The following is a 25,437-nucleotide window of genomic DNA, read 5'->3' as shown; positions in this document are numbered from 1 at the left end:
TCAGTAAATTTTTAAGGTAATATTGCAGCCGGTTTACGATGCAGCACTGAACCATTCCCAAAGAGCGGAACAGGACGGATTATACCGGAAGATCTGTTTGAATTACCTGCTAATATAGCAAGAAAAGAGATAATTTCTAGCTTTCAGGCTCACCTTCGGGCGCATTTAGCACGGTCAAAAGTTCGCTGATCATCATGGCCGTTGCGCCCCATATTTTGTATCCCTGCACCATGTAGTGCGGCGCATGAACCTGTTCACCACGGACTTGAATGTCGCCCGATCCAATGATGTTTATGTCAGAAATTTCTTCGAGTTTTATCTCAAAAATATCTTCCACTTCACGCGGATCGGGATAAAAGTCGGGGCGGTAAGGCATGGTGGCGATCACGGGTAACACGTAAAAATTGCTTGCCGGAATAAAAAGCTCGGTTAGTATCCCCAGGATTTTGACGTCGTTCAGGCGGAGGCCAATTTCTTCCTGTGCTTCACGCAGGGCTGTGCGGATCAGGTTTTCGTCCGTGGGCTCGTAGCGGCCGCCCGGAAATGCAACCTGTCCGGAATGTACGCCGTCGTACGCGGGACGGAGTATCAATGGGAAATAAATTTCGCCTTTCTGGGGATAGAAGAGGATGAGGACCGCGCTTTTTCTGGTGCGTGCATTGGGTCTGAATGTCAGGCGCAATTTCGTAGACGCCTGCATAATCCGGTGAGCTGATTCACCGGGCAGCGGATATTTCAGTTTTCGTGTAAGTGCATCACTAAATAAGGAAAAAGATCCCAATGTGGCCATAGAGGCAATTTGTTGTTAAGGTTATTGTCAGATTTTGGCGTAACGAAGCTCCCTTTTGAAATCAAAAAGACTTTCGAGGCTCAGATCTTCGTCAATTTCCTCCCAATGTAAGCTATCGCCTTCTGGCCCAATTTCAAACTTGCTCCCAATTGTCATTTATGCAAATATAAACATAACAACATTGGATGGAAGCAATTAAATTTTTGTGGAGGCGTATAGTTTGGCGAGCTGGGCTGCACAGCGTTCGCCATCCATTGCGGCAGACATAATGCCTCCTGCGTAACCGGCGCCCTCGCCGCAAGGAAACAGGCCTTTTAATATTGGATGTTCGCAAGATTCGGACTCTCTCGGAATTCTTACAGGCGATGAGGTTCGGCTTTCTACACCGATTAACTGTGCGTCACCTAAAATATAGCCTTTCATTTTTTGCCCAAAATCCGTAAGCGCTTCTCTTAATGGAAAGGCAATTTCAGCTGGCAAAAACTCCTGTAAGTCAACAGATTGTAATCCTGGCTGATAGGAAGTTTCTCTTAATTGCGATGAAACTTTTCCTTTGATAAAATCGGTTGCGAGCTGTGCTGGTGCGGTTTGTGTTGCGCCTGCGAACTTGCATGCCGCTTGTTCAATTTCTTTCTGATAATGTAACCCTGCCATCGGGCCAAATTCTTTATATGGCAAAAGATCAGTTTCTTCAATGGCAACCACAATGCCGGAGTTTGCAAATGGTGAATCGCGGCGGGATGGTGACATGCCGTTGACCACAACTTCGCCGGCAGCCGTCGCAGCGGGCACAATGAAGCCGCCGGGACACATACAAAAAGAAAACACACCGCGCTGGATGCCTTTGTAACGCGTTTGCGTAACCAAACTGTAAGAGGCGGCAGGCAGATAAGGTCCGCGGTCGGTTTCGCAGTGATATTGAATTTTATCAATGGTGTTTTGCGGATGTTCGATCCGCACGCCCATAGCAAAGGATTTGCTTTCAATGAGGACATTCCTCGCATGTAACAGCTCGTAAATGTCCCGCGCGGAATGTCCGGTTGCCAGAATTATGCCAATGCCGATGTGTTCTTTTTCATTGTCCGTAACTACGCCTTTCAGTTGATTTTGGTCAATGATCAGGTCCGTGACTTTTGTGTCAAAATGGATTTCGCCGCCCGCTTTCAGAATGCTTTGGCGCATTTCGGAAACCACAACAGGGAGTTTATTCGTGCCAATGTGCGGATGCGTATCGATAAGAATTTGTTCACTTGCACCGTGCCCGACGAATATTTCAAGCACGCGCCTGATGTCGCCGCGTTTGTTGGAGCGCGTGTAAAGTTTTCCATCGGAATATGTGCCTGCGCCGCCTTCGCCAAAGCAGTAATTAGACTCCGGGTTGACAATGTGTTCTTTATTAATCGCCGCCAGATCGCGGCGTCTGGCACGCACGTCCTTGCCTCTTTCAAAAATGACAGGTTTAATGCCCAGCTCGATAAGCCGCAATGCAGCGAACATTCCAGCGGGGCCGCAGCCGACAATTAATGCTTGCGGAGCCTCGCTAACGTCAGGATAATTTAATTGGAAATTGATTAGCGATGGCGGAATCTCATTGACGTAAACTTCGGCTTGCACATTGACTTTTACTTGTCTGCCACGGGCGTCAATGGATTGTCGTGCTTTGCGTATTACGGGCATGTCCGTCGCGCGCAGCCGTAATTTTTTGATAATATGCTGACGAAAATTGTCGTCATCCAGCGCGATTTCGGGCGCCAGGGTAAGTTGAAGCGTTTGATGCATTAGTGAAAGGGATTTATCCTTTAATGTTGCAAAGTTAACGAAGACGGTAAGATTTTGTCCTTTTTAACTTTGATTAAAATAGTCGCAACGCGCTAAATTGTCAATCGCATGTCTATCGATCGCAGAACATTTATGAATGCTTTGGCGGTTTCTGCCGGGGCGGTTTTTTTGCCGGAAACTGAAACTGCGGCATCGCCATTTCCTATTTCTTGCAATCAATATTCATGGATCACATTTTACGATCGGGAAAAGCGTGAGTGGGGTGCCAACCTGGATGAATGCATGGCCGCATTTGCCTCCACTGGCTTGAAAGCATACGAGCCCGCCTTTACACAAGCGGACGAGGTCGCGAAGCTGTTGCCGTTTGTGAAGAAATATCAGCTTGCCATGCCGTCCGTTTATGTCAACAGTTCCTTGCACAATGCGGACGAGTCAGCGAAGTCCATTGACTCTGTTATTGCCATTGCTGATGCGTTGAAACCAGCTGATACAAAGATCATTGTAACAAATCCGAATCCCCTGAAATGGGGCGGGACAGAAAATAAAAGTGACGCCGAACTCGCGGAGCAAGCCAAAAATCTTGACAAGCTAGGCGCCGAGCTCAAACGACGCGGCATGACATTGGCCTACCACACCCACGATGTGGAATTGCGCGCAGCCGCACGGGAATTTCACCACATGCTGCTGGCCACCGACCCGAAAAATGTCTCGCTTTGCCTGGATGTGCATTGGGTTTACCGCGGCTCGGGCAACTCGCAAGTGGCGCTTTTTGATATTGTCAAATTATATGGAAAACGCATTGTGGAACTGCATTTACGGCAGTCGAAAGGCGGAATCTGGCAGGAGACGTTTAGCGATGGCGACATTGATTACCGCCGCCTGGTCAGCACATTGAAATCCATGAATGTGATGCCGCATCTGGTTTTGGAACAATGTCTCGAAAAGACGTCGCCGAAGACAATGGACGCTGTTCAGGCGCACAAGCAGGATCTGGTTTACAGTGCAGAAATCTTCAAAGATTGGCTGAAATAGGCCGCTATTCCACTGCTATAAACTTTCCCAAACAAAGTTCATCGCAACCGAATCCCAGCATTACCGACGTGCGGGTCAGGTCTTGATACGACCATTTAATCGTTGGATAAGCGCTGCTATTGTGTGCGCCGCTAAGTTCAATGGTCTTATCAGTCAGGATCTTGTATTTGGTGTATGGATTAATCGAAGAATAGAGAAGCCCTTTAATTTCTCTAAAATCACCATTGGCCTTAAACTCCACAATGGTAGATTCCCCTTCTGATGCCTTTTGGAACTTGCCGCTGCCGTCGCCGGGATCATATAAAAACTCAACCATTTTCCATTTGCCGACCAGACCATCGTTTTCTAAAAAGACATCCAGATGAACGCTGTCACCTTTGTCTTAGCACGAAAACATGCTGATAAACAGGATAGTGATCAATAACGAATAGCGAGTCTTCATGTCCTATGAAAGTTATAGTTTCCATTCATCAGACGCTTTTTTCATCACATTGGTTGTAAGCTTATTAAACAGACTTGGACTTTGGTAAAGCTGTTTCTTGGAGGGCAATGTTTTGCAGATCTTTTGTGGTTTGCCTTGAACCGTCATGCGACCAGCCTGGTGCTTTTATCAAATATTTAACCTTGGTTGAAAAGCCGGTCTGCTGCTGAAAATCTTTGCCTATTTCCTTCCATTCATGCAAAACGGTGTGGGTAAGGCTGTTGTCTTCAATGGGTTTTGTCAAGCCGTAACGCGGCGGAACTAATGGCAGCTCTTCTTGAAATGTTCCGAAAATGCGGTCCCAAATAATAAGGCACATTCCCATGTTTTTATCCAGATATTCTACGTTGCTGGCATGATGAACACGGTGATGCGAAGGCGTGACAAAAACATATTCGAGCCAGCCCAATTTTCCGACATATTCCGTATGCACAATGATCCCGTAAATCTGCGTAAGCGAATACATAATGATGATATCGGCAGGATTAAAGCCCGCAATCGCCAACGGGATAAAATATATAAATCTGTATAACGGTTGAAAAACAGAAGACCGGAAACCTGTTGTCAAATTAAAATGCTCCGACGAATGATGCGTCACGTGCACGGCCCAAAATAACCGGCAATGGTGATCAACATAATGCAGTGTATAAAACGCCAGATCTTCTAAAAGAAAGAGGCTAAACCAGTAAATGAAAGGATTAGCAATGGGACTTTTAACTCCGAGATTATAAAACCAAATTAGCACGCCAACATAAGCCGTCCGGCTCAGCAGATCAATGCCGCCATTCAGTAACATGAGCAGGGCGTTCGTGAGGCTATCTCTAAAATTGTAGGCTGGACGCGCGCCGTTTTCATCGTGTGACGGTTTGTAAGTCAGGAAAATCTCGACGCAGATAAGCAGCAAATAAAGAGGAGTGGAAACTTTTAACAGGAAATCTTCAAAATCATAAGTGCCGGGCATAGCAGTCTCAAAAAGTTTTAATAAAGATAGTTCGGAAGGAAATGCGACCAGATGCTTATCTAAATTCTAACCTTTTTTTAATCCTGGCACAAATCACTTCCTCCCATAAGACAGACAGCATTGCCAAATCCCCTATGCCGAAAAAAACTAATTGATCATTCGTTTCAGCGCTTTCCTTAATTCTTCGTTTTTATGCCTTTTTTGCAAAATTGTCGGAGCGGCGATGCGTTCCTTGCAATCGAATAGCGAGCATCGTTCGCAGGTTTGATTTACTTCCCTCGCGACTAAAAGCGGATCATCTAAAAACTGTAATTTTTCGCGTGTCGGGGCATCGAGATAAATGCCCATGGAAACGCTGACATTGAGATTGGGCGTGGGCGACATGGGCTGCGCAAAACTGATTACGAGATATTCGTCCCGCGTGTCGAGATAAGTCGATTTTTGAGCTTTACACAAAATCCCTGGCTGCTGTTTGTTGCGGATAATGTCACCCAGATCGTTCAAAATGGTCAATGCGACCCATCTTCTGCAATAATGCTCGTCCTTAACCGTGTGCGGATAATGCTTTCTTGAAATGTGCATTTCCTTGGTCATGTCGAAAATATTCTGACCTACGAAATTGTTGAAACGCGAGAAAAAGATCTGGTTAATGCCAAAATATCGCGGCAAAATGTTACTCAGCCGATAGCAGAATGATTCCGGCGTTGTATTGAATTGATGGATCAGCTCAATCAGCTGTTCGGGACGCCAGCGTTTTTGTTCAAAAACTCCTGCGACGGCAGGCACAAGCAGACTTCTTTTAATAATGATCGCACTTGAAAAATAGGAAGCTTTAAAGTTATTCAGGAGTTGCTCAAAAGATTCCGCTTCGACCAATGCCGTGGTGTGCAATCTGTTTTTTAATCCCAAATAAAGATAACCAATCTCACGGCCAAAGATAAAGGCCCGTTGCACGGACGACAAATGCGTGTTCATCAGCAACCGGTTTCCGTTCACGTTTGTAATGGTCAGCGAACGGACGCTGGAAAATTCAGGATTGGCTTTTTCGTTAATGTTTACAATCGAATAATTGTATTTGGTTATGAGGATTTCGGCCAGGTCATTTTCGTTCAAAATCTTGTTTGGATCAACCCGGTGCTCAATTAAAAAGCGTTCGGCATCCTCTTCAATTTCTTCAAAATAATTGTCGTGCATTTCCTGATAAGTCCGCAATGCAGAGAAATAGAATTTCTCAATCGACATATTATAATTGCGCGCAATCTCGATCAATGTGCCGACAAATGCGCTGATTTTTGCCGGCGCGTCGGACAATATTTCAAGCAAATTTGCGGGGTCAATGCCAAAAAGTTCGAGCGGAAGTTCTGTAAGCACATTGGAGCTGAGCAGGTCAGAAATCGGTTCGAGCCGCTTGCTGAGTTTTAGCGAGACCAGCGTGTCATATTCCACATCCATAGCCGCCGCCAGCGCAATGATCTTGTCGGATTTTGGATATTTTTTTCCTTTTTCAATTTCATTGATATAGGAAATGGACAAGCCCGACTTTTGAGAAAGCTCGCTAAGCGACAGCCCTTTGTCCAGTCTAAGCTGTTTGAGCTTCAACCCGAAAACCAACCTTACATTATCTGTATTTATTGCCACTGCGCTATTATAATCCGCCCGTAATGTTCGATTTCGTGTACAGGCAATTTAGGTAAAGAAATGCAAAACTAGAAATAGCATTCAGATTCAAACACATCAGACAAAAACAAAAAACGGGACGCGTCGTAGCGACGGTCCCGTTTGCAATAAAATGTTTTTTGGATTAAAGAATCGAGAAGCCAAGCGTTGCCTGGAACAAATTGCTCTTTTTACCAAATTGAGAAGCGGTTGTCGCATTATCGAAGTCAACTTTCACCACATCTGTGAAATTTCCTTCATAACGAACATCGAGGCTCAATCTTCCGAAATCAAAACCAACGCCCGCCTGATAGCCATAAGCCAGTCTGTTTTTGAATTCCGCACCGGAATTTCCGCCGGTCACATCATCGAAAGAATCTCCCAATTTGCCATTGCTTGACAGCCTCAATGAAGCCACCGGGCCCACATTAACGCGGAAGAATTTTGCAATGCGCACACCTAAAAGCACAGGCACGTCGAAGTTTGAAAAACGCACATCAACCTTGCCATTAGCATCTTGCACACCATCTTCATATACATTGAAACGACCACCTTTTTGAGACAATAAAAGCTCAGGCTGAACGTAGAAAGTCTTACCAAAACGGAAGAATACACCACCAACAAATCCTAACGAGCGATTGTCGTTATCCTTGAAATTGAATGGGTTATTGCCTGATGAAAGGCTCAGGTCATTGCTGCCATTAATATTGGATAGGTTTGCACCCGCTTTAATCCCGAATCTGAACGCCGGGTCGTATTGTGCTGTCGCCGCATAGCTTATCGTCATCATACACAGCGCAATCATAAAGTTTCTCATAGCAATATTTGTTTGTTGAATGAACTTAATTAATAAAAAATCTTAAAAAGCTATGCCTGCAAGATGAGCGAGCAATCGCTTTTGAAATGGGCATTACTTTCTACAAACGGATTTTGCGGATGGCTTGCCAATGGAATGTGCCGGCACTTGGACCGGATTACGATCAAATAAGCTATTTTTGCGCTCAGTTATAAGATATGGTGCAAATTCAGCCCCTAACAGAATAAGGTAATAAGCAAAAGATATGAGTGAGTATAGTCATCGGGAAATTGAGAAGAAATGGCAGGAACATTGGGAAAACCACGGAACATTCAGTGTGGAAAATCAATCGACTCTGCCTAAATATTATGTATTGGATATGTTTCCCTATCCGTCGGGAGCCGGATTGCATGTGGGACATCCGCTGGGATATATTGCCTCAGATATTTATTCAAGATATAAAAGGCTGAAAGGATTCAATGTTTTGCATCCAATGGGCTTCGATAGTTTTGGCCTTCCGGCCGAACAATATGCGATTCAAACCGGTCAGCATCCGGCGATTACGACGGAGCAAAATATTACGCGCTATATTGAGCAGCTCAAAAACCTTGGGTTCAGTTACGACTGGAAAAGGGAAGTGCGCACATCGGAGCCGGATTATTACAAATGGACCCAGTGGATTTTCATGGAGCTGTTTAAAAGCTGGTATAACAACGATTCCGGTAAAGCAGAGCCCATTGAAACATTGATCGCCATTTTTGAAAAAAGTGGAAATAAGGCGGTTAATGCACCCAATGATGAAGACACGCCTGTTTTTTCGGCAGAAGAATGGAACTCCTGGAATGCAGAGGATCAATATAAAATGACATTGAAATACCGGTTAACTTATGTTGCGGATGCGACGGTAAACTGGTGCCCGGGCCTGGGCTCGGTGCTTTCCAATGATGAGGTGAAAGATGGCGTTTCGGAGCGTGGCGGATTTCCGGTTGTTCAAAAATTGATGCGCCAATGGATGATGCGCATTACGGCTTACGCACAAAGATTAATCGACGGCCTAGACACGGTCGACTGGACGGAATCGCTGAAAGAGCAGCAAAAAAACTGGATTGGACGGTCTGTGGGTGCTTTGGTGAAATTCGGCATTGACGGACACGAGAATGTAATAGAAGTTTTCACAACGCGTGTGGATACGATTTACGGCGTGACTTTTATGGTGCTCGCGCCGGAGCATGAGTTAGTTGATGTGATTACAACTCCCGGACAGCAAGGTGACATTGATGCCTACATTGCCTCAACGAAGAAAAAATCGGAACGCGACCGCATGTCGGATGTGAAAACCGTTTCGGGCGCATTTACCGGGGCTTATGCTGTGAATCCTTTTAATGACGAGAAAATTCCGGTTTACATTGCTGACTATGTCTTGGCTGGTTATGGAACGGGTGCAGTAATGGGTGTTCCTTCTGGCGACCAGCGAGACTGGAATTTTGCAAAGCATTTTGACTTGCCGATTACCGCAATTCTGGATGCGCAAAAGGACATTGAAGCGCAAGCCGACGCGACCAAAGAAGGTCATTACATTAATTCCGGAATTATCAATGGCCTGACATTTCACGAAGCCAACAAGGTTCTTGTGCGCTTTTTGGAAGAGAAAAACATTGGAAAAGGGAAAATAAATTATCGTTTGCGCGACGCGGTTTTCAGTCGCCAGCGCTATTGGGGTGAGCCCGTGCCGGTTTTTTACAAAAATGACAGCACCGGACAGCCGCTTCCTTATTTATTAGAGGAAAATGAATTGCCATTGAATTTGCCTGACGTGGACAAATATTTACCGACCGAAAACGGCGAGCCGCCCTTGGGTCGTGCGCAGGATTGGTCGCATAGCTCGGGCAACGGATATGAGTTGAGCACAATGCCGGGGTGGGCGGGAAGCAGCTGGTATTGGTATCGTTATATGGATCCCAAAAATCAGGAGGAGTTTGCAGCCAAAGAAGCCATCGATTACTGGCGGGATGTAGACTTGTACATTGGCGGCACGGAGCATGCGACAGGTCACTTGTTATACAGCCGTTTTTGGAATAAATTTCTGAAAGACAGAGGTTATGTGCCTGAGGAAGAGCCTTTCAAGAAATTGATCAATCAGGGCATGATTCAGGGACGCAGCAATTTTGTCTATCGTGTCAAAAGTGAGGATTACAGCAATCCGACTTTTGTAAGTGCTGGTTTAAGATCTGAATATGAGGTTTCTGCATTGCATGTGGATGTTAATATTGTTGAAAATGACGTGTTGGATGTAGAAAAGTTCAAGGCAACCCGGAAGGACATTGTTGGAGAAAATCCGAAGTTCATTCTGGAAGATGGCAAATATGTATGCGGCGTGGAAGTGGAGAAAATGTCGAAATCTAAGTTCAACGTGGTTAACCCAGACGACATTGTGGAGCGTTATGGGGCTGACACATTGCGTTTGTATGAAATGTTTTTGGGACCGCTGGATCAGGCCAAACCATGGAACACCAATGGCATCGACGGAACTTACAGATTCATCCGCAAGCTATGGAGACTTTTTTACAACGACGCGGGGCAATGGATGGTGAAGGACATTCCTGCCAAGCCTGAGGAGTTGAAAATCCTGCATAAAACGATAAAGAAGATTGAAGAAGACATCGAGCATTTTTCGTTCAACACTGCCGTAAGCGCATTCATGGTTTGCGTCAATGAATTGGGATCGCTCAAATGCCAAAGCAAGGCTGTTTTGCAGGAATTGGTGGTTTTGTTGTCGCCTTATGCCCCGCACATTGCTGAGGAACTTTGGAGCGTGCTAGGCAATGAGGCCGGAATGGTTTCAAAAGCAAGCTTTCCAAAATGGGAATTGCAGCACGTTACGGATGCCGTTTTCGAATATCCGATCCAGATCAATGGCAAAGTGAGGGCTTCGTTGACGTTTGCATTGGACACGCCGGCATCTGAAATTGAAAAAGAAGTGCTTGCTAATGAAACTGTTCAGCGCTGGATGGAAGGAAATCCGGCCAAGAAAGTGATCGTTGTTCCAAAACGGATTGTTAATGTTGTGATTTAGTATTCTGCTTTATAAAGCAAAGGCGCCGCTGTCGTTTGAACAGCGGCGCCTTTTTTGTTTTTCTGGCTAAATTTTCTTGTTGATTACCGAAGGCTGATTGCGCGTTCAGTAAGTGGTTCGCTAACGGAAATGGTTTTGGTTACTTTTTCACCGTTGCTGAAAATTTCAATGTTGTAGTCTCCGGCAGGTAACTCATTCAAGTCGTAGATTTTTCTGATTTTTTCTAATTTTTTGTTCAATTGCTCGCGGTAAATGGTTTTGCCTTTTTTATCAGTCACCAGGATAATTGCGTTTGAATCATTGTATTTGTCGACGCTAACGAACAATTTTTGGTTTTTGGCAACGAATATGCCTGTTCCGAATCCGGTTACTTTTTTAGATTCTTTATCGTCTGCAAATGAATTGAATGCGAAGGAAGCAGTAAATGCGATAACTAATGCGATGGTTTTGAATGTAGTTTTCATGGCTAACAGTTGTTTTAAGGTTTGGCTCTTTTTGTTCCGTTTGAACATGACAAACATACGGCGATGTAAGGTACTATGCATAGCATAGTACATGAATGGCAAATCTGGAAATTGAACGGTTGAATACACCAAACAATGATCTTTCGTACTTTTGCTTTGTATGGCAAAAAGGAAAGTTCGGGCTTCGGCGGCCAAAGTGAGTTATTTAAAACCATTGCCTGCGAAGGGCTGGGCGATTATCGCCGGAGTTATTGTCTTAATTGGGGCGCTTGTCTGGTGGTCTGATCGGAAGGATGAGAATCAGTGGGAATTCATCAGCAAGTTTGGAATAAAATTGCCGCTCCGCTACGCCATTCACGGCATCGACGTCTCACACCACAATGCGAAAATTAATTGGGATAAGCTTAAAGCCACTCGTTCTGAAAATGTTGGGATTGATTTCGTTTACATTAAAGCAACGGAAGGCGCCACACATTTAGACAGACAATTCAAGCGAAACTGGGCCGAGGCGAAGCGGGTAGGAATGCGCCGCGGCGCCTATCATTTTTACAATCCAAGAGTCATGTCCGATCGCCAGGTGCAGAACTTCATCGGGCAAGTGCGGATGGAAGCGGGCGATTTGCCGCCAGTTCTGGACCTGGAAACCCACGCCGGAAAACCAGACGACATCATTATCAAAGGCGTAAAAAACTGGTTAGTTCAGATAGAGGCGCATTATGGCGTGAAGCCGGTGATTTACGTGAATGAATATTTTTATAAAAAATACATTGCCGGAAACTTCGATGAATATCCCCTTTGGCTGGCCGGTTACTCGCGCACGCATCTAAACGACCTCGCATCCGACGCCCACGTCCTTTTTTGGCAGCATAGTGAGAAAGGCTGGGCCGATGGCATTCGGGGGTTTGTAGATTATAACGTGTTTTTGCACGAGCCGGAGGATTGGGTAGGTTTGTGAGGTTGTGTCCTCGCCGCCCGCATCGCATCGCGCCTGCACGCCCTCCTGCCCGCTGCGCTGCCCTCCCGCCATCCCGCGATCCCCAGGTTAAAACCTGGGGTTAGGAGATCGGTCGCCGGTGACCCGGCTAGGGGCTTCGCTGGCGATCCAACTTGTGGCAGAAGATATCATAGCCCTGGGCTTTAGCCCAGGGCTGCTTGAGAGGAACTAGATCAGTGGCTCTTGCTGGCTAAGGCAGTGAAAACTTCCTTGTCCCCAGATAATCTCCGTTGCTTCGAGCGGAATGATCTTTCTTCCGGGAAATGACTTTTCCAGAATGTCAATGGCAACCTGATCATTCGGATTATTAAAGATTGGAACAATAATGCCTGCATTGCAAATCAAGAAATTGGCATAAGATCCCGGCGTGCGAAAATCGTCGATAATGACGGCTTTCGGCATTGGAATTTCAATGATATTGAGCTGCTTGCCATTGATCAGCCGCATTTGTTTCAACATTTGCAGATTTGTTTGCAGGATTTCGAAATTCTCATCTTGCTGATCGTGCTCAACGCAGGCAATCACAGTGTCTTCATTAATAAATCGCGTTGTGTCGTCAATGTGGCCGTCAGTGTCGTCGCCTACAATGCCGCCTTCAACCCACAAGATTTGCTCAACTCCATAATATTGGCTCAGCGCTTCTTCGATTTGACCTTGATTCAAATGCGGGTTGCGGTTCATATTTAATAAGCAGGATTTGCTCGTGAGCAAACTGCCAGCTCCATTGAATTCAACCGCGCCGCCTTCCATGATAATGCCCGGATTGAAAACCAGCAGGTTGAGATAATCTGCCACGGCGCTCGGTGTGCGGTTATCGTCGTCATAAGGCGGATATTTGCCTCCCCAAGCATTGTGTCCCCAGTTGACGATCGCCTTTTCTTTTGTTTTTTCATTGATCACAAAAGAAGGGCCGTGATCCCTGCACCAGGCGTCATTCGTCGGTTTTATTACAAATTCGATTTTGGATAAATCAACCCCTGTCGCTTCAAGTTTTTTGGAAATGAACTCTTTCAAATTTGGGTCGTTGGCAATGATGCCTACATTTTCTCCCTGGCTGATGGCTTTGATGAAGGCCAGATATTGCGGAAGCATCTTCGCAAGCCTTTCGCCTTGCCAGGATGCTTCGTTGTGTGGGAATGTAAGCCAGGTTGCGCGATGCGGAAACCACTCGGCAGGAAAGCTGAAACCTAACTCTCTCGGAGTCAATGAAGTGTTAATGTCAGGCACAATCAGAAGTTATATTAAGAGGCAAAGGTCGGAAAGGTTTTTCTGACTGGCAATTGCAAATCGACAATGTGTGCAACAAAAAAGGACGCTGTTGCCAGCGTCCATCAGAATATTGAGTAAATAATGCTATTGTGCAACCATCACGTTTTCTACGAGGTAAGTGCCGTCCTCGGTTTCCAGGTTGTAGGCTTTTGAAACCACACGCGCATTTTCTTTCACAGCTCCAACTTTCCAGGACGAAACTATGCCGGTAGAAGGCTCATAATGATACAATATATCGTTTTTGCCAAGCTTTTTTAATCGTTTTTTTCCTCTGTTGGTCTGCACCCGGTGATTTGGTGTGGCTTCCAAAAGCAATGCGGGAACTTTGTTCGAATCGTAATTTGCCATTGCCTCAGCCGGGCGCAGATATATTGCCGTCAGGTAAAAATCGGGTTTGTTATAAACATCGATTTGCTTCACCTGCGTAGCCATGCTTTTTCCGTCTTTGCAAGTTTTCACTTGTTCGCCAACCCGAATGTCGGCAATGCATTTTACGCTTCCGTCGGCCATCGTAACCGGCGCATTATCGGAAAAATATTTATGCCGTTTTGACTTCTTCGACACTTTAATGGTCACCTCCGATTTGACATTATTCGTCGCTGCATTATCAATTTGCGCGATTAGATTGAGCGAAAAAAGTGATAAGGCTGTCGTTAATACGATCTTATGCATAAATGGTTTTTGAGTATTAAGCTTTTGACATTTTTACAAACACTTTGCTCAAAGCATTAGGCAATGCGCCTAGGACAATGAGGACCATTCCGCTTGTAAGCAATGTAGATGTGTGCGCAAAGAAAGAGCCGGAAGACAGGATTGCGAGGATCAAAATGGTTGAGAATGGCAATGAAAATGCAAGCAACAACACAGCAAGTTCCAAGTCAAATGTCCGTTTTTCTTTCGCTAATCCTTTGGCATCTTCCCGCAGATTAAAGGCCGAAATGTGCGCCAGCGGCCAGAAACTCGCTGCGCTCAATGGAATCACAACTGCCAGCAAAATCATGGAAAGGTCTGTAATGTGCAACACGTAAATCATTCCTGCACTGATGATCATGGTGATGCCAGCGCGGAAGAACAAAATGCTGGCAACAATGCGTTTTTTGCCTTCTTTAAGTTGAACCGCCAATCCAATAAACAGCAGAACCAGTGGTGTCATCATGGCGCTGGTTTTGTCAAAAATTTCAGTGATGACAAATGGTAGCGTGTTGTAGTTAATTCCCAAGCTCAATAGAATGATGGCCAGGAAGATGAGGAGATTGATGGGTTCCTGAAACATGCTGGCAAACAGACTTTTCAGCTTTCCACCCATTTTTGTTTCCTTGTCATCGCTGTTTTTCAAGAACATGTTCATTGCGAGAATGTACAATGAGATCAGCACGAAAAACTTGTTTCCAACGTCAGCAAGTGCTGCGATAGCAAGACTTTTTTCTCCTAAAAACTCAGCGATAAAAGGAAAGCACGACAGGCCGGGAGCGAGTGATGGGATGAGCATCATCAATGTTCTGCCAGTTGGGCTGTTTTTTTCTATTCCAAATAATGAGAACGCGAGCGGCGCGGAAAAGAACATTAAGAAGTTGAAAACCAAGGTCACCACCGGAATGATGATCATGGAAGAATCAATGTCAATCTTCATTAATGATATAAAGATCGTAGAAGGCAATGCAACGGACAAAATGATCTCTTTTATACCATTAGTCTGGTCTTTGTTTTTGAACTTGGACTTAAGAAGAAGCCCCAATCCAATTAATAATAAGAGTGTTATGGTTTTTTGCAATGCATCACTCATGATCAAAAGAATTTTGAATGGTCAATGGGTTTTATGAAGATTTAAGAGGGTAGGTTGGATTCTTGAAGTTTTATAGGAGTGAAAGTCGGGCATAGTGCACCTGCCTTCGACTCCGCTCAGGCTGACAAAGCCTGTCACACTGAGCGGAGCAGAAGTGCTAGCACAGTATTAACTCAGCTGGTTAAGCGCACCAACAAAGGCTTTCATTTCGTCCATCGTTCCGATACTAACGCGGCACCATGGTTTGTTTTGAATATCGAATGAGCGCACGGCGACGCCTTTTTCGGTCATTTTGGTCAAAAGTTCTTTACCGGTGATGCTGATCGGGAACAGTACGAAATTGGTGTAAGAAGGAATGTATTTGTATCCCAATTTGTCCAGATTTTCGTATAAGTAAAGTTTTGCTTCGTGGTTCAGTTTGCGCGTATTATCCTGGAATTGATTGTCGTCCAAACTTGCAGAAGCTGCGAAGATGGAAGTGTAAGAGATTCCCATTCCGCCGCGCGTGATTTTGTTGATGCTCGCCAGGTAGGTAGGAAGCGCAACCATGTAACCTACGCGAATTCCAGCCATTCCCATGATTTTTGAGAAAGTACGGGCAACGATAACGTTTTTCTTTTGAGATAAAAGAGAAACCATGCTCTGTGTGTCAGCTCCAACGGCAAGCTCGATGTAGGCTTCGTCAACAAATACAGGCACTTTTTCAGAAACGCGTGAGCAGAAATCCAACAGATCCTGACCTTTTGTAATCGCGCCAGTCGGGTTGTTTGGGTTACAAACGTAAACCAGTTTTGTTTCACTGTCAATGGCGGCTTCCATTGCTTTCAGGTCGTGTGACCAGTCGGCTGTACAAGGAACAGGTTTCCAGGTTGCACCCACAGATTTCGCAACCTGAACCAGTGACATGTAACAAGGATCGGCAGAAACGATGTTACCTTTGCCGTTCATGAATGTTACCAAAGCCACTTTTTCCAAAAGATCCGATGAGCCCGGTCCCATCATAATGTGGTCAGCAGAAACACCTTCTTTCTTCGCTATTTTGTCGATCAGATCGTACATTTCTTTCCATGCGTAGCGGTTTCCGTTTTTCACAGAATCAGCAACGGCTTTTTGCGCAGACATCGGCGGTCCGTAAGGATTTTCATTGGAGTTCAGCTTCGCAATGATCTTAGGTGCTTTGAAGTCATTTGGCAAGAAGTGTTCTCTCACCATTGGGCTGCGGAAAATGCGGTTTTCAGGGTCCAGGCTTAGGGGTGCAGTTGCAAAAGCGCCCATGCTTAGGTGCGGTGCCAAAGTCATCCCTCCGATTGCCAATAAACCGGATTTTAACAGATTTCGACGGTCCATTTTTTGAGTCATTGTTGTATTGTTTAGAAATATGTGACGATAAAAATTTGTGGTAAAGTCCTCGATACAATATACAAAATAAACAAACCAACTATATGTGCAGCTGGCTTGTTTTTCAACTAGTTAGCTTGTACTTGTGATAATCTTGTGAATGCAATTCCCTTGTACGTTCCCGTCCAGGAAATCTTGGTAACCGTTCCGACTTTCGGTGCAGGAACACCCAGTTCAGCCCATGTTTTGTCAATGGTTACAAGGCCTTGTGCATTGGATGTAACTTCACCCAAAACAGTTCCGGTCCGCAAAGTGATTTTGATGGGAACATTAGGAACGGGAATGGAGTCGATGCCCTTCGTGTTGTCCAGAATGTTTGTCTTATCCAGTTCTAATAATCTGGCAGAAAGCGTGATTTTTGCAGCAGTTGCCTGGTAACCCACAGTCGGTTCGCTGGCAATGGGCGCACCGAAAGCGGCACCGACAATGTCAACCAGCACAGGCGCCACTTCTCTGTCGAGGAACGGATCTTCCTCTTTGCAAGATGCCAGTCCCAGTGAAAGCGTCAGCACGAAGCAAATTGCGGGAAAGTATGTTTTGATATTTTTCATAATCTCGATTCTTGAATAAATAATGAATGTTTACCGCCTTACTTTTCAGCCCACCACAATTTGGTTTTCATATCGTTGGGGCCGCCATTCAATCCCTCTCCCGCTTTTACAGCTTCCGCATTCAATGAATATTCGGAGTTTGGATAAGGGAAGCGAGTAGGCAGGATGCCTCCGTTTTGCAAAACCGCACGTGGGTCAACCGCAGGGAAAACAGGGAATCCAGTTCTGCGCCATTCTGCCCAGGCTTCAACACCCTGACCGAAAAGTGCTACCCATTTCTGCTCCAAGACTTTTTCTCTCGTTACTGCGCCCAGTTTCGTTGTGAATGATGCCGAAGGAACCAAGCCATATTGTGCGAAAGAAGCTGCTATGCCCGCGTCAAAGTAGGTTTTTGCATTCCCTGTAATTTCGCCGTCCAATGCTGCCTCGGCCAGAATGAAGTTCAGCTCTGCAAAAGTCATGATCACTTCCGGTGCTTCCGGTTTGGTAAATGCATCACCAATCGTTGAGCTCGTCGCCAGGTAAGTCGTCGCAATCGCGTCCGGCAAGCCGTTCGGGTGACCTTCGTATTTTCCATCTTTGTTTGGATTGGCATATTTGGTAATGCGGGCGTCATCGAGCGCATTCATTTTGTCAGCCAATGTCTTACTAATGTTCCAGTCTGTCCGGCCGTCTTGCTTCATCACCTGGTTCCATTCGTTGTTGCTCGGCAACACCGTGGTGCAGTTGAGCTGCGCATTGTCCGCATTGCTCGTGAAGATTGGAAACTTGGTAGCGTCCCCAACAATCTCAGCCATAATCGCCTTTGATTCAGCAGGTTTCTTAACAGCCTGACGGTTTGCAAGGCGCAAACGCAACGAGTTGGCAAACTTTTTCCATTTCAGAATGTCACCGCCATACATGATGTCACCAGCAACGGCCGGTCCGCCTACAACCAGTTTTTCGTTGGCCATTTTCAGGTCGTTCAGCAAGCCCGCGTACACCACGTCCATTGGGTCGTATTTAGGTGTGTAAATGGGTGAATCTGCTGTTCCTTTGATCGCGTCGTTGTAAGGAATTGCTCCGTAAAGGTCTGTTAGTAAGGAGAAAACCCATGAACGCATTACCAATGCAACGCCTTCGTAATTAGAATTTGGTGTTGCAGATCCTTCGCCAGTGAGTTCAATGATGCGTTGAAAATTCAGCTGCGAATCGTTGTAAAAACCTTTCCAGTTGTTGGCAACCAATGCAGGGGAAACTGTGTAATCATCGCCTTCATTGGAATAAATGTTACGGGTCAAATGCTGCACATAAAGCTCGGCTGCGTCAATGTTGATGCGCTCGAAACGTGTCCGGTGCCCCCAGTAACGGTCAATGGCTGTTTCAATGCCCGTAGGAAGCAAATATTGTGGTCCAATCGCCGTCGGGCTGTTCGGACTTGTATTCATTTCATCAAAATCTTTGGTGCAGCTCGATGCGGTAAGAATCCCCGCCAGCGCCGTCATCCAAATGGTTTTATGATTTAATATATTTCTCATTTTGAAGATTCTTTAAGGTCAGTTAACAAAATTGACTTGATCAGAATGACAATGACAGGTTCATACCCACGCTGCGTGAGCTAGGAAGCTCTCCGTAACCAAAACCTTGTCCGTTTCCTCCTTTTGCATCAATTTCAGGATCGATGTGCGGCGTGTTTTTGAAAATCATCCACACGTTGCGCCCTACAACTGAAAGTTTTGCAGACTGAATTTTGATCCTTTTCAGGAATGATGGACTGATGCTGTAACCCAATGAAACCTCGCGAAGCTTTACATAACTCGCATCGAAAATCGCTGATTCGTGATAGTTACGTGGGTTGCTATAACCGTAAAGCTGGTTTGCAGTGACAATGATGTCGTTAGGAATGTAGGATTTGCTTCCATCCGCTCCTGTAACTTCACGAACTCCTTTTCCGATTACACCTTCTTCACGGCCCAATGCTGTTTCGGCATATTGACCTGTCCAGCGCGCAGTTCCTGTTCCTTCGTCATAAATGTCGCCACCAATGCGAACGTCAACCAATGCGCTCAATGAGAATCCTTTGTAATTGAATGTGTTAAGCATCCCACCGATCCAGTCAGGCTGCACATTGCCTAGTTTTTGGTTAGAGACCGTTACCGGCAAACCATTGGCTCCGTAAACAACTTGTCCGTCTGGTGATTTTTGGAAACCAACTCCGTAGAATGTTCCGTATGATTCTCCTACACGAGCCTCTGAGGACATTCCGCGCTGCGTTGCCAATGTGTAAGTTGTAAGTCCTTCGGCCAGCTCAACCACTTTGTTGCGGTTGCGTGCATAGTTCAAAGAAACCTCCCAGCTAAATCCATTTGACAATTTTACAGGCGTTCCGGATAACGTTAGTTCAACTCCTTTGTTGGTTATCTTTCCAGCATTCAGGATTCTTGTGTTGTAACCGCTTGCTTTTGAGATCTCAACACCCAGAATCTGGTCTTTCGTAGTTTGGTCATAATAAGTCACATCCAAACCGACTTTTCCTTTAAAGAAGCGCATATCAGCACCTAATTCAAGACCGGTTGTGATCTCAGGTTTCAGTTCTGAGTTTGCAATTTGAATGTTCTCGGCAAATTTTGGCACCGCTCCATTCCATGAACCGCTCGCTGTAAATGTCTGTGCAAGCTGATAAGGCGTTGCATCGTTACCCACTTGTGCATAGCTGGCGCGAAGCTTTCCGAATGTTAATACACTGCTTTTGACGTCGAACAACTCAGTGATCACCGCGCTCACGGATGCAGAAGGATAAAAGTAGGAGCGTGCATTGGAAGGCAATGTGCTTGACCAGTCGTTTCTTGCAGTAAGGTCCAGGAAAAGCGCGTTTCTCCAAGAGAAGTTTGCTGTTCCAAACAAGCTTTGCGTTTCCGATTCTCTAATTTCACTTTCAATGGTGTTAGCGCTCGGCACGGAGTTTCCTGCATTATACAGTCCGTCCACAACCATTTCTCCAACAGCGAAGTAATTTCTCTTGTAATAGTTTTTACGCTGAATTCCACCAAACTGAACATTCAATCCAAAATCATTGGTAATGTTCTTATTGTAAGTTAACATGAAATCCGTATTTGTTTCCTGGCTGCGCAAGACTTCTTCATTGAAGCGGCCTGGTGTTCTTGTGCCGTTACGAACGCGAAGGAAGTTGGTCACATTGATCCGCGTGTCTGACCAGTAATCCGTTCCCGAGCGAAGCATTAAGGAAAGCGAAGGAAGGATCTTGTAATTCAATGCAATGTTTCCTAACAACCTGTCTTTCTCGTTTCCGGAAGGCATTTCTTTTTGTGAGAAATACGGGTTAGTGAAGAATGTGTGCTGCCAGTTCGGTGGATCTGTGTCGCCCGCTTTCTGGTTATGCACGTCTGTGTATTTTTCATAATCACGAAGCTGATCCCAGGATACACTTCGGTGTGACCAGATAAACTCCTGTCCGCCTGCATAGCTGCGGTTGTCAGATCCGGATTTGATATACTCACCAGACAATGTAATGCTGATGTTTTTGGTCAAATTATAACCCGAGTTGATGCGGAAGTTGTTTCTGTGGAAATCATTGTAATACATGATCCCTTTCTGATCCACACGACTCAATCCCAAACGGAAATAACCTTTATCGTTGCCGCCTGAAAGCGCCACGCTGTTTGTGATCGTGCGGCCAGTCTGCCAGTATTCTTCCCAGTTGTCAGGCTGAGGAGTCAGTGGCGCAACATCGTCACCAGTCCACCACTGTCTCACCATACGACCATCCATAGGTGCTCCCCAGCTTTCATCAGTCCCTTCTGAACCAGCCAGAGGATATCTTGCGTCATAAACTGCTCTGTATTGTGCTATCTGGGCAGGATCGGTGATGGAAGAGCTCCATCCGTCGTTATACCAGGTCCGGTAACCGCTTCCTCCGCCGTAAGTGTTTTGAAAATCAGGTTTGATCCACGGACGTTCGAATGTAATGTTTGAATTTATCTCAACACCCAATCCTTTCGTTCCCTGACCGTTTTTGGTTGTAATTAAAATAACCCCGTTTGCTGCGCGTGAACCGTATAATGCAGCTGCATTAGGCCCTTTCAAGACAGACATTTCTTTAATGTTGTCCGGGTTAACTTCCGAAATTCCACCACCAAGCGTTTTGCTGGAAGTTTGTTCCATCGGCACACCGTCGATGACGATCAGCGGCTGGTTATTTCCTGAAACAGAAGAAGATCCGCGGATCTGGATTGTTGAGCTGCTGCCCGGTCCGCCATTCGCCTGAACACGCACACCGGCGATTTTACCGGATAATGCATTCGCAACGTTTGTTGAGCGTGATTCCGTTAAAGCGCTTCCTTTCACTTCCTGGACTGTGTAGCCCAATGCTTTTTTCTCGCGTTCTATCCCGAATGCGGTAACCACCACTTCGGCAAGTTGTCGTGTATCGGCGTCAAGTTTTATGTCAAATTGAGTTTGGTTTCCGATGGGCACCTCTTTAATTAAAAAGCCCACATAAGAAACTACAAGGATTCCATCACCTGGAACAGAAAAACTGAATTTTCCGTCTGCGTCTGCATTTGAACCGACATTGGTTCCTTTAAATATGATGGAGGCGCCAGCGAGTCCGAGACCATCGTCGGCCGCTGAGATCTTGCCGCTGATCTGCCGCACCTGAGCGTAGGCCAGCGGAGAACAGAGAGAAGCCCATAATAATAAGAGTAGAACTTTACGCATGGGAGAAGATGAGTTAAATTGTTGTTAGGCATCAGTAATAGGAGTGAAAAAGTTATGGCTGTGTGGTGTCCACGTTGCCGTGCGCCGCACACACTTTCGCGTGGACAGAACAACACAGCCATAAGCTTGCAAAACTGCTTTTCCGGAAAGCAATACCCTCTTAAATCGAGGACAAACAGCGAAGCATGTTTAAGCAGGAACAAAGAAGTCCCGGCGTCGACAATGTTGCTTGTCCACGGCGTCTACGGTAAATCAGTATTAAAAAAATTATATTGTAGCAGGACAGAACATGCCGGATGCGCCATTAAAATGACAACCGGTTTTTTATTGTGTTCCCCCTGTTACAGTCAGATATATTCATGTGCGGCTGGAATATATCTACTATTCAGAAGTTCAGTCATTCGTTTAACGACTTCTCAAATATACTGACAATGTGAAAAAATGCAAGAGAATAAATTAAAAAAATGGAGTTTTTTGCAATTATAATTGGTCATTTAAATTCATTATAAAGCGTTTTGGTAATAATTTTATAAATAATTTAAATTTCCCGTTTTCACAGATTCTCTACAAAAGCACTAGATTATTAAACCGGTTTGTGAACTATAATTGTCTATAAACTAGACGTTTATACATAGTCAGTTCAAAAAATCTTGTGACGGAAAGTTACTAAGCGGAGAATTCCGCGCATAGTGATGGGCATAGTCAGTAAAATGCAAAAGAGGGACCCTATTACGGATCCCTCTTTCTACTAACTAGAAATAATTATATTTTCGACTTTTTCCTCAATCAATGTATCGTTTGAGGATCGGGCGGTAAGAGTCAATCCGACGGTCTCTCAGGAAAGGCCAGGTTGTTCTGTAAAAATCCAGTTTCTCCAAATCCAGTTCTTCCACGTGCGTCACTTCTTCTTCATGTGGAGCAAGATAAAGGAGGCGTCCCTGCGGGTTGGCAATGAATGATCCGCCCCAGAATTGCTGATCTGCTTCACGTCCGGTCCGGTTCACAGCAACAACATACACGCCATTGGCAACGGCATGGCCGCGTTGGACGGTTTGCCATGCGCCATATTGTTCTTCATTGATAATCGGGTCCGTTTCATTTGTGTCCCAGCCAATTGCGGTGGGATAAAAAAGGATCTCGGCACCCATCAAGCTCGTAATGCGTGCCGCTTCAGGATACCATTGATCCCAGCAAATCAGAACGCCAATTTTTGCAAACTTCGTGTCGAAAACGCGGTAACCATCTTTGTCGCCCGCTTCTCCAATGGACTCACCCGTAGCAGCGTCGCCCGGTGTGAAATAGAATTTCTCATAATAACCGGGATCGTCCGGAATGTGCATTTTGCGATATTTTCCCAAATAAGCGCCGTCAGCATCCAAAACGGCTGTTGTGTTATGGTAAAGGCCGTGCGCACGTTTTTCAAAAAGCGAAGCAATAATCACAACGCCCAGCTCCTTTGCCACTGAGGCCAGCGACTCGGTCGATGGACCGGGGATGGGTTCGGCCAACAGGAAATTTTTATGGTCTTCCACATCACAGAAATATAGCGAGCGGAAAAGTTCTTGAAGACATACAATGTTGGCACCTTTCGCCGCAGCGTCACGGATTCCCTGAACGGCTTTTTGAAAATTCGCATCAACATCTTCCGTGCAGCTCATTTGGACAATGCCAATGTTTACCTTTTTATTCATGAATGGTCGTTTGTGGACTTAATGTTCAGAAATTTTAACACTATTTCTCCTCTGGGAGTTCTTTTATTGTAAATGCAAAGGAAAGCTCGTTCATGCATTTGAAGTGTTTTTGCGGACATTCCTTATGGCCGATTTTTGAGCAGGGCCGGCATTTGAGATTATTATTTTCGAGAACTTCGAATGCCGTTTTATATGGATACATGCCAAAACCCGGGATTGTGTTTCCCCAAATTGAATAGACTTTCTTTTTAAACGCCGCCGCAACGTGCATTAAACCCGTGTCGTGCGTGAAGACGATCAGCGATTTTTCTATTAAAGATGCGGATTGATTGAAATTATATTTCCCGCAGGTGTTTAAAATAAGATGATCGCCAATGGCCAACCTGATCGCTTCTCCCGCATCAAAATCTTCTTTTCCGCCGAGTAAAACAATGGGAAAATTGATTCTCCTGCAAAGCTCTATCATTCTCGGCACTGGTAACTTCTTCGTATTGTGCTGACCGCCAATTGCATAAGCAGCGAACTTTCCCTGATGGGTCACGGGCAGCCAGCCGATTTCAACATTGTCTTTATATGGAACGAAATAGTCGAGCCCTTTGCCGTCATTGCTGACTTGCAACGGTTTAAGTGTGTCCATATAGCGATCTACAATGTGGACATCGGGCAGATAATTGATCTTAAATGTGGTAAGCAGCCATTTTTGAACATTCAATTTATCAAAACTGAACGCTTTTACGCCCAGCCCCAGCTTGATGCGCAGCGTGCGGATGTTGGCGTGAAGGTCAATGATGTAGTCAAATTTTTCTGCTTTAAGCTGTTTCAGAATGGGATCAATGTCTTTGTCCAGCAGCCATATTTTGTCGACATAAGGATTGTCGGCGAGCAGGAAATGAAATTTTGATTTGGTAAAATAGTGAATTTCAGCATTCGCCTGTTGTTTCAAACACCTGATCACCGGCGTGGTAAGCACAATGTCACCAATGGAAGAAAAGCGTAGGATCAGGATTTTAACAGGTTTATTCACTTTTTATTTGTCGTAATTGAAATGGCAACAGGTTTTGCGGCTTGGCATGTTTCCACCGTCTGTGGCTCCAAAGCCAGTTGTCAGGCTGGCGTTTAATGTCTTCTTCCAGGAATTCGATCTGGCTTTGAAGGATGTGATTGGCCGGTTCTTTTTTCGGTTCTTCGGTGATCAGCTTGAAATAGGAGCGGTAAAATCCTCTCCTTCGCTCATCCCGTGCGATCCCCATGTATAAAACCGGCGCATTCAGCCGCTTGGCAATGAGTTCACCGCCTCTAAAAATTCCCGTGTCTTGATTCAGGAATTTGGTCCAATAAGCCTTTTCCGGACTCGGTGACTGGTCATTGACCAACACAAAAAGGAACGGTTTTTCCCGCGGCGCCATCGCGCGGACCATTGCTTCCTTCATAGGAACCATTTCCGTCCCGAACTTGGTCCTTACTTTTTTAAACCAATCCTCGAAAATGTCGTTAGCCAGCTCGTGGTAAACGACCACAATTTGGTAGGATAATTTGGCAGAAGCAAATAAGTTGAGCATTTCCCAGTTGCCCAGGTGCCCCGACATCACAACGACGTTTTTCTGCTGCGCATAATAATGGTCGAGCAAATCGGTTTCCAAATCAAACCGGTTCAGCAAATCGCTCCTCGAAATGGATCTGAGTTTAATGGTTTCAAAAATAATATCCGTAAAGTTTCGGTAATATCTGCGGGCAATGCATTCAATGACATTTTGATCGTAACCCGGGAAACTGTTTTTCAAATTGGTGAGGATGACTTCCCGCCTGTAATGGCCAATGTCGAAGATGAGAAAGCGAAAAATATCGGAAAGTTTGTACAATTTCTTCCAGGAGAGCCTCGATATTGCTGTCAGGATTGACAGTAATAATCGGGTGGAGAGGTTTTTCATTGCGTTGAGTCTTATGCAGTGAAAAAACCGATTTTTTAAATCATTTAGTTCCTCGGAAAAGCACTTTCCGAAGAC

21 protein-coding genes are annotated in these 25,437 nt (G+C 45.3%); 3 read left to right on the top strand and 18 right to left on the bottom strand.

Going from position 1 to position 25,437, the window contains the following annotated elements:
• Positions 1-136 precede the first annotated feature (136 nt).
• From LZG73_RS03385 to LZG73_RS03375, 3 genes are read right to left on the bottom strand one after another with little or no spacing between them, the layout of a single operon-like run.
• Positions 137-790 carry a CoA pyrophosphatase gene (locus LZG73_RS03385; RefSeq protein WP_233846152.1) on the bottom strand — a complete coding sequence of 218 codons (654 nt, stop codon included), beginning with the start codon at positions 788-790 and terminating at the stop codon, positions 137-139.
• Between the two features lie 27 nt (positions 791-817).
• On the bottom strand, positions 818-946 hold the full coding sequence (locus LZG73_RS03380) for a DUF2442 domain-containing protein (protein ID WP_233846151.1): 129 nt from the start codon (positions 944-946) through the stop codon (positions 818-820).
• A gap of 39 nt (positions 947-985) precedes the next feature.
• A complete protein-coding gene (locus LZG73_RS03375; RefSeq protein ID WP_233846150.1) occupies positions 986-2,569 on the bottom strand; it encodes an NAD(P)/FAD-dependent oxidoreductase in 1,584 nt (527 codons plus the stop codon).
• Positions 2,570-2,677: 108 nt separating this feature from the next.
• On the opposite strand from LZG73_RS03375, the gene LZG73_RS03370 reads away from it, so the two are divergent.
• Positions 2,678-3,601: a sugar phosphate isomerase/epimerase gene (locus LZG73_RS03370; protein ID WP_233846149.1), complete on the top strand. Its 924-nt coding sequence runs from the start codon at positions 2,678-2,680 to the stop codon at positions 3,599-3,601.
• 4 nt (positions 3,602-3,605) lie between these two features.
• Here LZG73_RS03370 and LZG73_RS03365 read toward each other — a convergent pair whose 3' ends face one another.
• From LZG73_RS03365 to LZG73_RS03350, 4 genes are all read right to left on the bottom strand, one after another.
• Positions 3,606-3,917, bottom strand: coding sequence for a hypothetical protein (locus LZG73_RS03365; RefSeq protein WP_233846148.1), 312 nt, complete (start codon positions 3,915-3,917; stop codon positions 3,606-3,608).
• A 190-nt stretch (positions 3,918-4,107) separates the two neighbouring features.
• Positions 4,108-5,043 (bottom strand): sterol desaturase family protein, encoded by a 936-nt coding sequence (locus LZG73_RS03360; protein ID WP_233846147.1) that lies wholly within the window; start codon positions 5,041-5,043, stop codon positions 4,108-4,110.
• A 147-nt stretch (positions 5,044-5,190) separates the two neighbouring features.
• Positions 5,191-6,681 carry a helix-turn-helix domain-containing protein gene (locus LZG73_RS03355; protein WP_233846146.1) on the bottom strand — a complete coding sequence of 497 codons (1,491 nt, stop codon included), beginning with the start codon at positions 6,679-6,681 and terminating at the stop codon, positions 5,191-5,193.
• Between the two features lie 163 nt (positions 6,682-6,844).
• Positions 6,845-7,516, bottom strand: a complete 672-nt coding sequence (locus LZG73_RS03350; protein ID WP_233846145.1) for a porin family protein — start codon at positions 7,514-7,516, stop codon at positions 6,845-6,847.
• A 244-nt stretch (positions 7,517-7,760) separates the two neighbouring features.
• On the opposite strand from LZG73_RS03350, the gene leuS reads away from it, so the two are divergent.
• Positions 7,761-10,568 (top strand): leucine--tRNA ligase, encoded by a 2,808-nt coding sequence (gene leuS, locus LZG73_RS03345; protein WP_233846144.1) that lies wholly within the window; start codon positions 7,761-7,763, stop codon positions 10,566-10,568.
• Positions 10,569-10,651: 83 nt separating this feature from the next.
• On the opposite strand, the gene LZG73_RS03340 is transcribed toward leuS, so the two are convergent.
• Positions 10,652-11,032 (bottom strand): DUF3244 domain-containing protein, encoded by a 381-nt coding sequence (locus LZG73_RS03340; protein WP_233846143.1) that lies wholly within the window; start codon positions 11,030-11,032, stop codon positions 10,652-10,654.
• A 160-nt stretch (positions 11,033-11,192) separates the two neighbouring features.
• On the opposite strand from LZG73_RS03340, the gene LZG73_RS03335 reads away from it, so the two are divergent.
• Positions 11,193-11,987 carry a glycoside hydrolase family 25 protein gene (locus tag LZG73_RS03335; protein ID WP_233846142.1) on the top strand — a complete coding sequence of 265 codons (795 nt, stop codon included), beginning with the start codon at positions 11,193-11,195 and terminating at the stop codon, positions 11,985-11,987.
• 207 nt (positions 11,988-12,194) lie between these two features.
• Here LZG73_RS03335 and LZG73_RS03330 read toward each other — a convergent pair whose 3' ends face one another.
• From LZG73_RS03330 to LZG73_RS03285, 10 genes are all read right to left on the bottom strand, one after another.
• Entirely contained in the window at positions 12,195-13,253 is a 1,059-nt protein-coding gene (locus tag LZG73_RS03330; RefSeq protein WP_233846141.1) for an agmatine/peptidylarginine deiminase, read from the bottom strand.
• Positions 13,254-13,379: 126 nt separating this feature from the next.
• A complete protein-coding gene (locus LZG73_RS03325; protein ID WP_233846140.1) occupies positions 13,380-13,967 on the bottom strand; it encodes a hypothetical protein in 588 nt (195 codons plus the stop codon).
• Between the two features lie 16 nt (positions 13,968-13,983).
• Positions 13,984-15,078: a hypothetical protein gene (locus LZG73_RS03320; protein WP_233846138.1), complete on the bottom strand. Its 1,095-nt coding sequence runs from the start codon at positions 15,076-15,078 to the stop codon at positions 13,984-13,986.
• A 168-nt stretch (positions 15,079-15,246) separates the two neighbouring features.
• On the bottom strand, positions 15,247-16,437 hold the full coding sequence (locus tag LZG73_RS03315) for a histidinol-phosphate transaminase (protein ID WP_233846136.1): 1,191 nt from the start codon (positions 16,435-16,437) through the stop codon (positions 15,247-15,249).
• 107 nt (positions 16,438-16,544) lie between these two features.
• Positions 16,545-17,027 (bottom strand): hypothetical protein, encoded by a 483-nt coding sequence (locus LZG73_RS03310; RefSeq protein ID WP_233846135.1) that lies wholly within the window; start codon positions 17,025-17,027, stop codon positions 16,545-16,547.
• Between the two features lie 38 nt (positions 17,028-17,065).
• Positions 17,066-18,544 (bottom strand): SusD/RagB family nutrient-binding outer membrane lipoprotein, encoded by a 1,479-nt coding sequence (locus LZG73_RS03305; protein WP_233846134.1) that lies wholly within the window; start codon positions 18,542-18,544, stop codon positions 17,066-17,068.
• 40 nt (positions 18,545-18,584) lie between these two features.
• The gene (locus LZG73_RS03300) at positions 18,585-21,743 is read right to left on the bottom strand and encodes a SusC/RagA family TonB-linked outer membrane protein (RefSeq protein ID WP_233846133.1); all 3,159 of its coding nucleotides are present in this window, start codon (positions 21,741-21,743) and stop codon (positions 18,585-18,587) included.
• A gap of 782 nt (positions 21,744-22,525) precedes the next feature.
• Positions 22,526-23,434 carry a carbon-nitrogen hydrolase gene (locus tag LZG73_RS03295; protein WP_255697001.1) on the bottom strand — a complete coding sequence of 303 codons (909 nt, stop codon included), beginning with the start codon at positions 23,432-23,434 and terminating at the stop codon, positions 22,526-22,528.
• A 40-nt stretch (positions 23,435-23,474) separates the two neighbouring features.
• Positions 23,475-24,458 carry a glycosyltransferase family 9 protein gene (locus LZG73_RS03290; RefSeq protein ID WP_233846132.1) on the bottom strand — a complete coding sequence of 328 codons (984 nt, stop codon included), beginning with the start codon at positions 24,456-24,458 and terminating at the stop codon, positions 23,475-23,477.
• The gene (locus LZG73_RS03285) at positions 24,451-25,362 is read right to left on the bottom strand and encodes a lysophospholipid acyltransferase family protein (protein WP_233846131.1); all 912 of its coding nucleotides are present in this window, start codon (positions 25,360-25,362) and stop codon (positions 24,451-24,453) included. Before LZG73_RS03285 ends, LZG73_RS03290 begins: the two co-directional genes overlap by 8 nt.
• Positions 25,363-25,437 lie beyond the last annotated feature (75 nt).

Origin of the sequence: Dyadobacter sp. CY326, from assembly GCF_021390515.1 — a bacterium.
GTDB lineage: Bacteria > Bacteroidota > Bacteroidia > Cytophagales > Spirosomataceae > Dyadobacter.
The sequence above is the reverse complement of the archived record's forward strand: the minus strand, read 5'-3'. Positions and strand labels throughout refer to the sequence as shown.